A 13,209-nucleotide genomic window follows, 5' to 3' on the forward strand; every position below is an offset into this window, starting at 1 on the left:
GCAACGGACAGCGAGGAGCGCGGGCATGGAGAAGCGGCACGAGCCGGGGCGGCGGACGGTACTGGGAGCCGCCGCCTTGGGCGCGGGGGCGGCCGTACTGGCCGGTGCGGGGCAGGCGAGCGCGGCCGGCCGGTCGGAGTCCGCGGCGGCGCAGGCGGCCCGGTCGACGCCCGCGGGGCGGCCCAAGAAGCTGCCGTTCCCGCTGGTCGTCGGCCACCGCGGGGCCAGCGGCTACCGCCCCGAGCACACCTTCGGCTCCTACCAACTCGCCCTCGACATGGGCGCGGACGTCATCGAGGCCGGTGACCTCGTCCCCACCAAGGACGGGCACCTGATCCTGCGGCACGAGCCCGACATCAGCGGCACCACCGACGTCGCGGACCACCCGGAGTTCGCCGGCCGCCGGACGACCAAGACCATCGACGGCAAGAAGATCACCGGCTGGTTCACCGAGGACTTCACGCTCGCCGAGATCAAGACGCTGCGCGCCAAGGAGCGCATACCGGACATCCGCCAGCACAACACCCTCTACAACGGCGTCTGGGAGATACCCACCTTCGAAGAGGCCCTGCGCTGGGCCGAGAAGAAGGGGCGCGAGCGCGGCCGCCCGGTCTGGCTGCACATCGAGACCAAGCACCCGACCTACTTCCGCAAGCTGGGCCTGGGCCTGGAGGAGCGGCTCGCCAAGCTGCTGCGCCGGTACGGCCGGCACACCGCCCACGCCCCGAACTTCCTGCAGTCCTTCGAGCCCAGCAGCCTCAAGCGGCTCGGCGAACTGGGCGTGAAGTGCCCGAAGGTCGTCCTGCTCGACGAGCCGTCCGTCCGGCCCTGGGACTTCGTCGAGGCCGGTGACCCGCGCACCACCGCCGACCTGCTCAAGCCCGCGGGGCTCAAGTGGATCGCCGGCTTTGCCCAGGGCATCGGCCCCTGGCTGCCGCAGATCATCGCGCAGGACGACAAGGGCGCGTTGGGCAAGCCCACCACCCTGGTCCGCGACGCGCACGCGGCGGGCCTGGTCGTCCACCCGTACACCGTGCGGAACGAGAACAGCTTCCTGCCGCTGGACTTCCAGGTCGGCAAGAACCCGGGCGATTACGGGAATGCGCTCGCGTACTTCAAGGCGCTCTTCGCCACCGGCATCGACGGCCTGTTCTCGGACAACCCGGACACCGCGCTGGTCGCCGCCGAGGAGTTCCGCCGGCACTGACGCGCCCGACGCCCCGGACCGGCGCCCGGCCCCCATCCACCCGCCCACTCATCTGAGTTGGGAATGTCACAGGGGAGCTTGGCGCCGGTCCGTTCCGCTTGTCCCATATGCCCGCGCAGAATGCTCTCCGCGGAGATTGCCGCGGCCGCAGTCCGGGGAGTCCGGAAGCGGACAGCGAACCACAGCGGACATTGAACCGAATGGGGAGGCACACGCGCATGGGCACGAGCGTGACGATCTCGACGGCGACCGACGACGACGCCGAGCAGATCCTCAAACTCCAATACCTCTGTTACCAGTCCGAGGCCGCGCTCTACGACGACTACGGGATCGAGCCCCTGACCCAGACCCTGGACTCGCTGCGCGCCGAACTCGCCGACGGCTGCGTCATGGTGGCCAGACTCGGCCAAGAGGTGGTCGGCTCGGTACGCGGCACGGTCGACGCCGACGGCACCGCGAAGATCGGCAAGTTGATCGTGCACCCCCGGCTCCAGCGGCATGGGCTCGGCGGCCGACTGCTGGCCGCCGTCGAGCAGCGGCTCGCGACGGAGCGGTCCGCCAAGCGCTACCGCCTGTTCACCGGCCACCGCAGCGAGGCCAACCTCCGCCTCTACCGCGACCACGGCTACGCCCCCGTCGGCACCGAGCAACTGACCCGCCGGCTCAGCCTGATCACGCTGGAGAAGACGCTCACCGCCGCGCCGTGACGCCGTCACCGGGCCCGCACCACGGGCGGGCCCGGAGACCTCCGTACGGGGTCAGACCTTCGCGGTACGGGCCCGGCGCAGCCACATCAGACCGGTGACCGGCAGGGCGACCGGGATGAAGAGGTAGTCCATGCCGTAGTACGACCAGACCGTGGAGTCCGCGAACGCCGCCGGATCCACCAGCGTCCAGGTGCCGATGCCCAGCACCCCGAGGATCTCCAGCGCGCAGCAGACGATCGCCGCCCGTCGGGCCACCTCGCCGCCGCGCACCAGCGAGAAGGTGATGAAGCCGTAGATCAACGCGGAGACCGCCGACAGCACGTACGCCAGCGGGGCGCGGTCGAACTGGGCGATCAGTTGGTAGAGCGAGCGGGACGCGGCGGCCACGGTGAAGACGCCGTAGACGGTGACCAACAGCCGCCCCGGGCCGGCGCCCAGCCTCGTGCCCGGATCCCGCTCCGTGGTCTGCTGCGCGGCCCGTGCCGCAGTGGTCTTCGGGGCAGCCTCAGGCACTGCCGCCTCCCCAGATGTCGAAGAGCCGTACTTCCAAAACCGCCAGCACCACGGAGCCCGCGGCGACGGTGGCCGAGCCCCACCGGGTCCGCTCGGAGAGCGACATGAACCCGGTCGCCGGCACGCACGCGGCCGCCCCGAGCAGATACGCCAGGAACAGCGCGGTGCCCTTGTCCGGGTGCTGCCCGCGCGCCAACTGCACGAGGGAGATGACCAGTTGGACGATGCACAGCAGGGACACCACGGCCATGCCGATGAAGTGCCAGTCCTTGGTGGGCTCGTTGCGGTACGCGGCGAAGCCGCACCAGGCGGCCAGCGCGAGAGCGGTCACGCCGACCGCGAGCGTCAGCGCGTCGATCACCGCGGCCTCCGGGCGAGGCGGCCGCGCGCCGTGGGGTTGTGGGGCATGGGCCCGATGCTAATCGGCGCCGGGCGGCCCGCCGCGTCCGGCCCCGCCGCGGCCCGCCGGCCCGATGGCCGCCCGATGCCGGCCCGTCGTCCCGGCGGGCGACCGGCCCACCGGCCGTGGTGTTGGCCACAGCCCGCGCCGCCACCGCCCGCCGGCTGGACCACCGGGCCCCGCGCCCCCGCCGACATCCGCCCAGGCCACCGGCGACCGCACCGAGATCGTCCGGCTCCGGCGGCCCGGTCCAGGGAGCGAGCGGCACTGTCCGCTATGCGGACGGGCTTGATTCGGCCACACCGCCGTCTGGTTTACTGGCCGCCATGACCACGACGAGCCGCCGCACCCCCGCGACCGAGGCATTCCTCATGCCCGGTGCTCGTTGCATGTGTCGAATGTGTGACCGCTGAGGGCCCCCGCCGTACGCCTCGCGCCCCGAAGCGAGCCTTCCGCCATGAGCCGGACGACGCAGCACGCGCCCTTCGGCCGCCCCGCGTCACCGGAACCCGGAGCCGGGCCCCGCGCCCACCGCCGCTCCCCGTTTCCCCCTGCCGCACTCGCCAGAATGCCCCGTGCCCGGCGGGCCAGCCGCCGAGCACTCGACAGTGACGGAATTCCCTGTGATCACCACAACGGGCCTGACCAAGGTCTACCGATCCGGAGGCCGCGAGGTCGCCGCCCTGGACGGCGTCGACCTACACGTCCGCGAGGGCGAGGTGTACGGCGTCATCGGTCAGAGCGGCGCCGGTAAGTCCACCCTCATCCGCTGCCTCAACCTCCTGGAGCGCCCCACCTCCGGCACGGTCACCGTGGCCGGCCAGGACCTCACCGCCCTCGGCGGACGGGGTCAGCGCGCCAATGCCGCGCTGCGCGCCGCGCGCAGCCACATCGGCATGGTCTTCCAGCACTTCAACCTGTTGTCCTCGCGCACCGTCCAGGACAACGTCGAGCTGCCGCTGGAGATCCTCAAGGTCTCCCGCCGCGACCGCGCCCGCAAGGCCCTGGAGCTGCTGGACCTGGTCGGCCTCGCCGACAAGGCCCACGCGTACCCCGCACAGCTCTCCGGCGGCCAGAAGCAGCGCGTCGGCATCGCCCGGGCGCTGGCCGGCGACCCCAAGGTGCTGCTCTCCGACGAGGCCACCAGCGCCCTCGACCCGGAGACCACCCGTTCCATCCTGACGCTGCTGCGCGACCTCAACCGGCAGCTCGGCCTGACCGTCGTCCTCATCACGCACGAGATGGACGTCGTCAAGACCATCTGCGACTCCGCCGCGCTGATGAAGGGCGGCCGGATCATCGAGCAGGGCACCGTCGCCGATCTCCTCGCCACCCCCGGCTCCGAGCTCGCCCGGGAGCTGTTCCCGGTCGGCGGCGAGCCCTCCGCCGAGGACCGCACCGTCGTCGACGTCACCTTCCACGGCTCGGCCGCCACCCGCCCGGTCATCTCCGAGCTGGCCCGCACCTACAACGTCGACGTCTCCATCCTCGGCGCCGCCATGGACACCATCGGCGGCAAGCAGGTCGGCCGGATGCGCATCGAGCTGCCCGGTCGCTTCGAGGACAACGTCGTGCCCATCGGCTTCCTGCGCGAGCAGGGCCTCCAGGTGGACGTCGTCGGCGAGGACGCCGCCCCGACGACCACCACCCCGCTCCAGAAGGAAGGTGCACAGTGAGCTGGAACGACATGCAGCCGCTGCTGTCCGACGCCACCCTCGACACCCTCTTCATGGTGTGGTGGTCCACGTTCTACGCGGTCCTCGTCGGCATCCCCGTCGGCGTCCTGCTGCACCTGACCGTCCGCGGCGGCCTGCTCCAGAACGTCGTGGTGAACAAGGCCCTCGGCGCGATCGTGAACATCGGGCGGTCCTTCCCGTTCCTGATCCTGATCGTGGTGCTGATCCCCTTCACCCGGCTCGTCGTCGGCGTCTCCATCGGCCCGACCGGCGCCGTGGTCCCGCTCGCCATCGCGGCCATCCCGTTCTTCGCCCGCCTCGTCGAGGCCGCGCTGCGGGAGGTCGACCACGGGCTGGTCGAGGCCGCCCAGGCGATGGGCGGCGGCACCTGGACCGTCATCTTCAAGGTGCTGCTCCCGCAGGCGCTGCCGGCCCTGGTCGCCGCCATCACCACCACCGTCATCACGCTGATCGGCTACTCGGCGATCGCCGGCGCGGTCGGCGGCGGCGGACTGGGCAACCTCGCCTACACCTACGGCTACCAGCAGTACGAGACCTCGCTCATGATCATCACCGTGGTCGAGCTGATCGTCATCGTCACCGTCGTCCAGTTGCTCGGCGACCTGATCGTCCGCCGGCTCGCCCGCCGCGGCTCCCGCGCCTCCTCCCTGCGGGTCGGCCTGCGCCGGGTCCGCACCGAGGAGCCCGCGCCGGTCACCGAGGCTGCCTGACCCCGCGCACCACCCGTACCCTCCGCGTCACCCCGCAAGCCCGGACCCTTTGCCGGGCGCAGCCCACACGGACCCCGTGTGCACAAGAAAGAGGCACTCTTCGTGCGTAACACCATCAAGATCACCGTGGCGATAGCCGCAGCCTCCGCCGTCGCTCTCGGCGCGAGCGCGTGCAGCGCCCCCTCCGACGCCACCGCGAGCAGCGACAAGAACGACAAGAACGCCCCCCTCGTCGTCGCCGCCAGCCCCACCCCGCACGCCACGATCCTCGACTACGTCAAGGACAAGCTGGCGCCGCAGGTCGGCCTCAAGTTGGTCGTGAAGACGTTCAACGACTACAAGATGCCCAACAAGGTCACCGACGACGGCCAGGTAGACGCCAACTTCTTCCAGCACAAGCCGTTCCTGGACACCTTCAACAAGGAGAACGGCACCCACATCGTGCCGGTCGTCAACGTCGAGATCGAGCCGCTGGGCGTCTACTCCAACAAGGTCCACAAGCTCTCCGACCTCAAGGCCGGCGACACCATCTCCGTCCCCAACGACCCGTCCAATGAGGGCCGCGCGCTCAAGCTGCTCGCCGACAACGGCGTCATCACCCTCAAGCCGGGCGTCGGCTCCGACGCCAAGCTGACCGACGTCAAGGACAACAAGGGCATCAAGATCACCGAGCTGGAGGCCGCGCAGACCGCGCCGCGCCTGGCCGACGTCGACGCCGCCGTCATCAACGGCAACTTCGCGGTCGGCGCCCACCTCAAGCCCTCCAAGGACGCCCTCGCCCTGGAGAAGGCGAAGGGCAACCCCTACGCCAACTTCCTCGCCGTCAAGAAGGGCAACGAGAACGACCCCCGGGTGAAGAAGCTGGCCAAGCTCCTCAACTCCGACGAGGTCAAGAAGTTCATCGAGGACAAGTACAAGGACGGCTCGGTCATTCCGGCCTTCGGCCCGGTCAAGAGCTGACGCCCCGGTAGCGGGGGCGCGCCGCTCTGCCCCTGAGGCGGGCGGGCGCTCCCCCGACTACGGGGCGGGAGAGCCGTCCCCTCGCCTACGGGGTGGACGGGCGACTCGCTCGCCTACGGGCGGACGGGTCGCTTCCTTGCCTACGGGTGGGCGGGCTGCTCGCTCGTCTACGGGCGAGAAGCCCGTCCCGTCAAGGACGAGGCGTCCGGCGGTGGTTCGGGCGCTCACCTACGGGCGAGGGGGCTGTCCCGTATAGCCCGCCGCCCACCCGCGCCTCTTGTTTTTTTTCCCCGCCGCCCACCCCCCTTCGGGGGGTGGGCGGGACTGGTCAGCGGGCCCCGGCCGCGCGGCGCACAGGGTCCGCGCGACGTCCGGGAGCACCCAGTCAACGGCGTTGGAGCATCGGCATGACATCCACCTTCCCGGACATCTCCCTCAGCACGGACCGGTTGGTGCTGCGCCCGCTCGACGAGGACGACGCCCCCGCCCTGGCCGCGATGATGGACGACGAACTCATCGCCGCCTGGACCGCGGTGCCCCAGCCCTATTCCGAGGACGCCGCCCGCGCCTGGATCACCAGATACGCCCCCACCGAACGCATCGCGGGCCGCGGCCTGGACCTCGCGGTCACCGAGTTCCTCACCCAGCGCCTGGTCGGCATCATCCAACTCAGCCGCACCAACTGGCGCGTTCGCTCCACCGAACTCTCCTACATCGTCGCCTCCTGGGCCCGCGGCGAGGGATACGCCTCCGAGGCCGCCCTCGCCACCGCCCGCTGGCTCTTCCAGGACCAGAAGTTCGAGCGCCTGGAACTGCGCACCGCCGCCGGCAACACGGCCTCCCAACAGGTCGCCCAGAAGATCGGCTGCATCAGCGAGGGCGTACTGCGCAACGCCTGCATAGCCAGGAGCCGCGCCGAGGACGGCACCTGGACCGACCTCCGCACGGACCAGATCGTCTGGAGCCTGCTCCCCGAGGACCTCGACGGACTCCCGCCCCAGATGGTCGACGCCAACGGCTTCGCCTACCCCGAGTGGAACTGACCCCCGCGCCACCTCCCACCCGCCACCCCCGCGGTACCCTCGGCCTGCCGGACACCGGCCGGGCCTGCCCGACCAGCGCGGACCGGCACCCCGCAGCGCCCCCGCCCGCCGGCCGGCCGACGCGCCTGCCAGCCGCCCGCCCGGAAACCCCACCAGCCCCAGGAGACAGACCAGCATGGCCGACCGGGTCACGGTGATCGGATGGGACGGCTCTCCGCTGACCGCGGTCGCCCGCGCCGCCCTCGGCGCCGCGACCCTGGTCGCCGGCGCCGCCCACCACCTCGCGCTGCCCGAGGTCCCGCCGGCCGCCGAACGGATCCGGCTCGGCAGCGTCACCCTGGCCGCCCGCCGCATCGCCCAGCACCGCGGCACCGCCGTCGTCCTCGCCGACGGCGACCCCGGCTTCTTCGGCGTCGTCCGCACCCTGCGCGCCCCCGAACACGGCCTGGAGGTCGAGGTGGTGCCGGCCGTCTCCGCCGTCGCCGCCGCCTTCGCCCGGGCCGGCATGCCCTGGGACGACGCTCAAATCGTCGTCGCCCACAGCCGCGACCTGCGCCGCGCGGTCAACGTCTGCCGCGCCCACCCCAAGGTCGCGGTGCTCACCTCGCCCGGCGCCGGCCCCGCCGAACTCGCCCTCCTCCTGGACGGCGTGCACCGCACCTTCGTCATCTGCGAGGACCTCGGCACCGAACGGGAACGGGTGACCGTCCTCACATCCGACAAGGTCGCCGACCACGTATGGCGCGACCCCAACGTCGTGATCGTCGTGGGCGGTTCGCCCGCCGGCGCCGCCGCCCAGGGCACCGGCTGGCTCGCCGGCCACGAGGTCGGGTACCCGACGGGCCCGCGCGGCTGGGGACTTCCGGCCCGCGCCCACGGAGGCGTGCTCGGAGAGGGCGAGTCCGCCCAACTGCGCACCGCACAACTCGCCCGCCTCGGGCCGCGGATGGGCGACCTGGTCTGGGACATCGGCTCGGGCAGTGGGGCCGCGGCAGTGGAGGCCGCGCGGTTCGGCGCCGCGGTCATCGCGGTCGACGCCGACCCGGACGCCTGCGGCCGCGCCGCCGCCCTGGCCCGCCGGCACGGAGTCCAACTCCAGGCCGTGCACGGCCGCGCACCGCAGATCCTGGAGGACCTCCCCGAGCCCGACGTGGTGCGGATCGGCGCCGGGGGAGTGGCCGTGGTCACCGCCTGCGCGGCCCGCCGCCCCGAACGGATCGTCACCCACGCCGCCACCCGCGACGAGGCCGAGGAGCTGGGCCGCGCGCTCGCCGACGGCGGCTACGAAGTCGAGTGCGCCCTCCTGCAGTCCGTAGAACTGGACACTTCCGTTTGGGTCGAACGTGAACGCGCTGTGGTGTTTTTGCTGAGCGGCTATCGCGTTCCTCACCCGTGACCAGGAAGACCACCCGCGCGGGGTAGGCTGGCGGATCGTTGCGCCGCCGTTCCGCGTTCGGCTTCGTACGCCAATATCCCGAATTTGCCGTGGTTTTGGACGAAAATGAAGCTCTTGAGGGCGGACGTGCCGGGAGGCGTGCTCGCTCGTTCTCGCTATTGGGGCGTCGGTGCGCACCGGTCGGCGCGTCGCACGAGCGGTTGGAAGGAGCACTAGCAGTGGGCGAGGGGTACGCATGACCGACACCGGCCAGGTCCCGGGCCAGGGACAGCCGGAGAGCGCAGGCGGACACCGCGGGCAGCCGCAGGCCGTCCCCACCCCTGCCGCCCCCGGCTCCGCCCAGCACCCCGGCGACTACCCCTACCTCGGCCCCGGTGACGGCGCCGTCGAGGAGGACGACCTGCTGATGCCGGGCGCCCAGGGCGCCTGGAGCGAGCAGGGCGCCCAGCAGATGCCGCAGCCCGCCCAGCAACTCCCGCAGCCGCAGGCCGTACCGCCGCAGCCGGCCGCACCGTACGACCCCGCCACCGGCGCCCCGGTCGCCGCCTACGAACCGGTGGCCGCCCCGGCCGGCGACCACGAGACCGGGGGCCGGGACTCCGGTTCCGTCGACCTCGGTGCCGTCCGCATCCCGCCGCCGGCCGCACCCCAGCAGCCGGCCCGTGCCCGTGGTGTCGCCGCGCCCCGCCGCCCGCTCCACATGGGCCCGCCGGTCCCGGACGCGACCGGCGGCGTGGTCCGTTCGCTGGCCGACCGCGGCCCCGCGGACGCGCCCCAGCCGGCCGCCCGGCAGGCCGCCCCGGCCCCCGGCCCCGAGTACCTCGACGCCCCCGTCGAGACCGCTCCGCCGCTCCCGCAGCCCACCGAGGGCCAGCCCGCGGAGCCGCAGCCCGCCGCCGACGGGTCGGCGCCCGGCCAGCCCTCCCCCCGGCCCGTCGCGCCCGCGGACGCCGCCCACCAGGCCCCGCCGGCCGCACCGCTGCCGGCTTCCGACCAGCAGCCCTACGCAGGCCAGGCGTACGCCGAGCAGTCCTACGGGGCCGCGGGTCAAGGCCCGCTGCCCGGGCCGCAGTTGGGCCAGATCCCGCCCCATGCGCCGGTCCAGGCGCAGCCGTGGCCCGAGGCGCCCGCCCAGGCCGCGGTGGAAGCGGCCGTGCCGCAGGGGCCGGCGCCGGAGGCTCAGGTGCCCGTCAACCAGGCGCCGGAGGGCCCCGGTTCGGAGGCCCGGCCGCCGGTCGCACCAGTGCCGCAGGACGTCCAGGGAGATGTCCGGGCAGACGTCCCGCAGGACGCCCGGCCGCACGTTCAGCCCGACGCCCAGGACGGCGCGCTGCCCACCGAGCAGCCGCCGGCCACGCACCTGCCGGCCGAGCAGCCGTCCGTTGAGCAGCCCCCCACCGAGCAACTGCCGGCCGAGCAGGCCGCGGTGGCGCAGACGGCGGCGGAGCAGATGCAGCAGGCCGAGGCCGTACAGGCGGAGCAGCCGCCGCAGGGTGTGGCGGCGCAGCCGCAGGAGGTGCCCGAGGAGCAGCCCCAGCAGGAGCCGGCGGCGGAGGCCGCCGCCCCTGGGGTCGTCGAGAGTGCCGCCGCTCCCATCGTTGTGGACGCGACCGGCGTCGCCACTCAGGACGTTCCGGCCGAGGCCCCGGCGGAGGCCGGCACCCCCGAGGCCGCCGCCGCTCCGGCCCCCGCGCAGGCGCCCGCCGAGCAGTCGTCACCCCAGGCCGAGACCCCCGCCCCGGCCCCGGTCGCGGAGCCCGCGGCCGACGCCGCTCAGCAGGCCGATACCGTCGAGCCCGCCGCCCCGCAGGCCCAGCCCCAGCCGACCCCGACCTCCGAGCAGCCCGCCGCCGACGCCGCCGGCCCGGCCGCCCAGGACACCGTCCCGGTCGCGTCGCAGCAGCCCGAGGCGGCGGAGGCGCCCGCCGCCGGCCAGCCGCCGGTCGCCGAGCCGGCCCCGGCCCCCGCGGAACCGGCCGAGCGGCCCGCCGCCCAACAGCCGGCCGACGCCCCGGCGGACCAGGCCCCGGCCCCCGCCCCGGACCAGCCGCAGCCCGAAGCGGCCGCCGCCCCGCAGCCCACCCCCGAGGCCGCGGAAGCGCCGGCCCCCGAGGCCTCCGTCGAGGCCCCCGAGCCCGCCGCCACCCCGGAACAGCCGGTCCAGCAGCCCGAGCAGCCCGCCGTCGAGGCCCAACAGCCCGCCGACGCCCAGCAGTCCACCGAGGCCGAGCCGGCCCGCGCGGACGTCACCCCGGCCGACCAGCAGCCGGCCGCCCAACAGCCCGTCATAGAGGCGCCCGAGGCACAACCCCAGGACGCAGCCGGCCAGTCGCAGCCCGCCGCGGCCGCGGAGACCGAGGTCCGACCGCCCGCCGCGGAGCCCGCGCAGCCGCCGGCCGCCCCGGCCGACGAGCAGCCGACCGCGCAGCCCGAGGCCGCCGACGCCGCTCAGGCCGAGGCCCCCACCGAGGCCCCCGCCCAGCCCGCCGCCCCCGAGGCGCCGGCCGCCACCCCCCAGATCCCGGCCCAGGCCACCCACGAGCGGGACTCCGTCCCGGCCGCCGAAGCCACCCCGCAGGAGCCCGCCGCCGAGGCCCCGCAGGCCCCCGCCCCCGACCAACTCGTCCCGGCCGAGGCCGACGACCGCCCGCACGCCCAGGACGACGCCCAGTTCGTCGAGCACGCCGACGGTGACGACGGGCACCCCGCCGAGGCCCAGGCCCCCACCGCACAGCCCGAGCCGACGACCGCTCCCGCGGCCGCCTACGACGACTCCGAGCGGGCCGCCGTCCACCGCGTCATCCGCGAACGCCGCGACATCCGCAACGGCTTCCGCCCCGACCCGATCCCCAACGAGGTCCTGCTGCGCGTCCTGGAGGCGGCCCACACCGCCCCCAGCGTCGGCCACTCCCAGCCCTGGGACTTCGTCGTCATCCGGTCGGAAGAGACCCGCGCCAAGATGCACGAGCTCGCCATGCGGCAGCGCGAGGCGTACGCCCAGTCGCTGCCCAAGGCCCGCGCCAAGCAGTTCCGCGAGCTGAAGATCGAGGCGATCCTCGAAACGCCGGTGAACATCGTCGTCACCGCCGACTCCACCCGCGGCGGCCGGCACACCCTCGGCCGGCACACCCAGCCGCAAATGGCCCCGTACTCCTCCGCGCTCGCCGTCGAGAACCTCTGGCTCGCCGCCCGCGCCGAGGGCCTGGGCGTCGGCTGGGTCAGCTTCTTCGACGAGCGGGAGATGGTCCGCGAACTGGGCCTGCCCGAACACCTCGAAGTCGTCGCCTACCTCTGCGTCGGCTACGTCGACGAGTTCCCGGACGACCCCGAGCTCCTCCAGGCCGGATGGTCCAAGCGCCGCCCGCTGTCCTGGGTCGTCCACGAGGAGACCTACGGCCGCCGCGCCCTCCCGGGCGAGGACCCGCACGACCTCCTCCAGGAGACCCTCGCCGGCATCCGCCCGCTGGACGCCAAGGCGCTCGGCGAGGCGTGGGAGCGGCAGAAGCGGATGACCAAGCCGGCCGGCGCGCTCGGCATGCTGGAGATCATCTCCGCGCAGCTCTGCGGCCTGTCCCGCAAGTGCCCGCCGCCCATCCCGGAGCCGGCCGCGGTCGCGATCTTCGCCGGTGACCACGGCGTGCACGCCCAGGGCGTGACCCCCTGGCCCCAGGAGGTCACCGGCCAGATGGTCGCCAACTTCCTGGGCGGCGGCGCGGTCTGCAACGCCTTCGCCAACCAGGTCGGCGCCGAGGTCTGCGTCGTCGACGTCGGCGTCGCCGGCGAACTCCCGGCCACACCCGGCCTGTTGCCCCGCAAGGTCCGCCCCGGCACCGCCGACTTCACCCAGGGCCCGGCGATGACCCAGGAGGACGCCCTCAAGGCCATCGAGGTCGGCATCGAGACCGCCCGGGACCTCGTCGCGGCCGGCAACAAGGCGCTGCTGACCGGCGAGATGGGCATCGCCAACACCACCGCGTCGGCCGCCCTGATCGCCGTCTACACCGGCGTCGACCCGGCCGAGGTCACCGGCCGCGGCACCGGCATCAACGACGAGACGCACGCCCGCAAGGTCGAGGTGGTCCGCCGCGCCCTGGAGCTCCACCAGCCGGACCCGGCCGACCCGATCGGCATCCTCGCCGCCCTCGGCGGCCTGGAGCACGCGGCCATGGTCGGCCTGATCCTCGGCGGCGCCTCGCTGCGCACCCCGGTGATCCTGGACGGCGTCAGCGCCGGCGCCGCCGCCCTGGTCGCCCGGGCCATCGCCCCCGAGGCCCTGGCCGCCTGCATCGCCGGCCACCGCAGCGCCGAGCCCGGCCACGTCGCCGCGCTCAACAAGCTCGGCCTGCGCCCGCTGGTCGACCTCGACCTGCGGCTCGGCGAGGGCACCGGCGCCCTGCTGGCGCTCCCCGTCGTGCAGAGCGCCGCCCGTGCCATGCACGAGGTCGCCACCTTCGACGCCGCCGGGGTCACCGAAAAGGGCTGACACCGGGGCCGGCCGGTAGGCGGCCGCCCCCGCATGACCCCCGGCCCGCAGCCCCATAGGCTGTGGGCCGGGGCCGTACGTTCCCCTCGGCCG

Annotated in this window: 10 protein-coding genes; 8 read left to right on the forward strand and 2 right to left on the reverse strand. The window is 73.9% G+C overall.

The window, feature by feature from the left end:
- Positions 1-25: 25 nt before the first annotated feature.
- Positions 26-1,207: a glycerophosphodiester phosphodiesterase gene (locus tag PV796_RS30735; RefSeq protein WP_274916796.1), complete on the forward strand. Its 1,182-nt coding sequence runs from the start codon at positions 26-28 to the stop codon at positions 1,205-1,207.
- A gap of 218 nt (positions 1,208-1,425) precedes the next feature.
- Positions 1,426-1,914 (forward strand): GNAT family N-acetyltransferase, encoded by a 489-nt coding sequence (locus PV796_RS30740; protein WP_274916797.1) that lies wholly within the window; start codon positions 1,426-1,428, stop codon positions 1,912-1,914.
- Between the two features lie 51 nt (positions 1,915-1,965).
- Here the strand turns inward: PV796_RS30740 and PV796_RS30745 are convergent, their stop codons facing one another.
- Both PV796_RS30745 and PV796_RS30750 read right to left on the reverse strand, forming a co-directional pair.
- Positions 1,966-2,427: a hypothetical protein gene (locus tag PV796_RS30745; RefSeq protein WP_376569378.1), complete on the reverse strand. Its 462-nt coding sequence runs from the start codon at positions 2,425-2,427 to the stop codon at positions 1,966-1,968.
- Positions 2,420-2,788, reverse strand: a complete 369-nt coding sequence (locus PV796_RS30750; protein ID WP_274916798.1) for a hypothetical protein — start codon at positions 2,786-2,788, stop codon at positions 2,420-2,422. Before PV796_RS30750 ends, PV796_RS30745 begins: the two co-directional genes overlap by 8 nt.
- A gap of 662 nt (positions 2,789-3,450) precedes the next feature.
- Between PV796_RS30750 and PV796_RS30755 the strand changes: the two genes are divergently transcribed.
- From PV796_RS30755 to cobT, 6 genes are all read left to right on the forward strand, one after another.
- Positions 3,451-4,503, forward strand: coding sequence for a methionine ABC transporter ATP-binding protein (locus PV796_RS30755; RefSeq protein WP_274916800.1), 1,053 nt, complete (start codon positions 3,451-3,453; stop codon positions 4,501-4,503).
- A complete protein-coding gene (locus PV796_RS30760) occupies positions 4,500-5,234 on the forward strand; it encodes a methionine ABC transporter permease (RefSeq protein WP_274916801.1) in 735 nt (244 codons plus the stop codon). The genes PV796_RS30755 and PV796_RS30760 overlap by 4 nt, the downstream gene beginning before the upstream one ends.
- Before the next feature lie 102 nt (positions 5,235-5,336).
- On the forward strand, positions 5,337-6,194 hold the full coding sequence (locus PV796_RS30765) for a MetQ/NlpA family ABC transporter substrate-binding protein (protein ID WP_274916802.1): 858 nt from the start codon (positions 5,337-5,339) through the stop codon (positions 6,192-6,194).
- Between the two features lie 407 nt (positions 6,195-6,601).
- Positions 6,602-7,237: a GNAT family N-acetyltransferase gene (locus tag PV796_RS30770; protein ID WP_274916803.1), complete on the forward strand. Its 636-nt coding sequence runs from the start codon at positions 6,602-6,604 to the stop codon at positions 7,235-7,237.
- A 175-nt stretch (positions 7,238-7,412) separates the two neighbouring features.
- Positions 7,413-8,633 (forward strand): precorrin-6y C5,15-methyltransferase (decarboxylating) subunit CbiE, encoded by a 1,221-nt coding sequence (cbiE, locus tag PV796_RS30775; protein WP_274916804.1) that lies wholly within the window; start codon positions 7,413-7,415, stop codon positions 8,631-8,633.
- A gap of 235 nt (positions 8,634-8,868) precedes the next feature.
- Positions 8,869-13,116 carry a nicotinate-nucleotide--dimethylbenzimidazole phosphoribosyltransferase gene (cobT, locus tag PV796_RS30780; protein ID WP_274916806.1) on the forward strand — a complete coding sequence of 1,416 codons (4,248 nt, stop codon included), beginning with the start codon at positions 8,869-8,871 and terminating at the stop codon, positions 13,114-13,116.
- Positions 13,117-13,209: the final 93 nt, after the last annotated feature.

It is taken from the genome of Streptomyces sp. WZ-12, assembly GCF_028898845.1.
Lineage (GTDB): Bacteria > Actinomycetota > Actinomycetes > Streptomycetales > Streptomycetaceae > Streptomyces.

What these genes read in the sequence shown, in the direction of transcription:
- PV796_RS30735 (WP_274916796.1), top strand. Translation starts at nt 26, where the DNA reads ATGGAGAAGCGGCACGAGCCGGGGCGGCGGACGGTACTGGGAGCCGCC.
- PV796_RS30740 (WP_274916797.1), top strand. Translation starts at nt 1,426, where the DNA reads ATGGGCACGAGCGTGACGATCTCGACGGCGACCGACGACGACGCCGAG.
- PV796_RS30770 (WP_274916803.1), top strand. Translation starts at nt 6,602, where the DNA reads ATGACATCCACCTTCCCGGACATCTCCCTCAGCACGGACCGGTTGGTG.
- cbiE (WP_274916804.1), top strand. Translation starts at nt 7,413, where the DNA reads ATGGCCGACCGGGTCACGGTGATCGGATGGGACGGCTCTCCGCTGACC.
- cobT (WP_274916806.1), top strand. Translation starts at nt 8,869, where the DNA reads ATGACCGACACCGGCCAGGTCCCGGGCCAGGGACAGCCGGAGAGCGCA.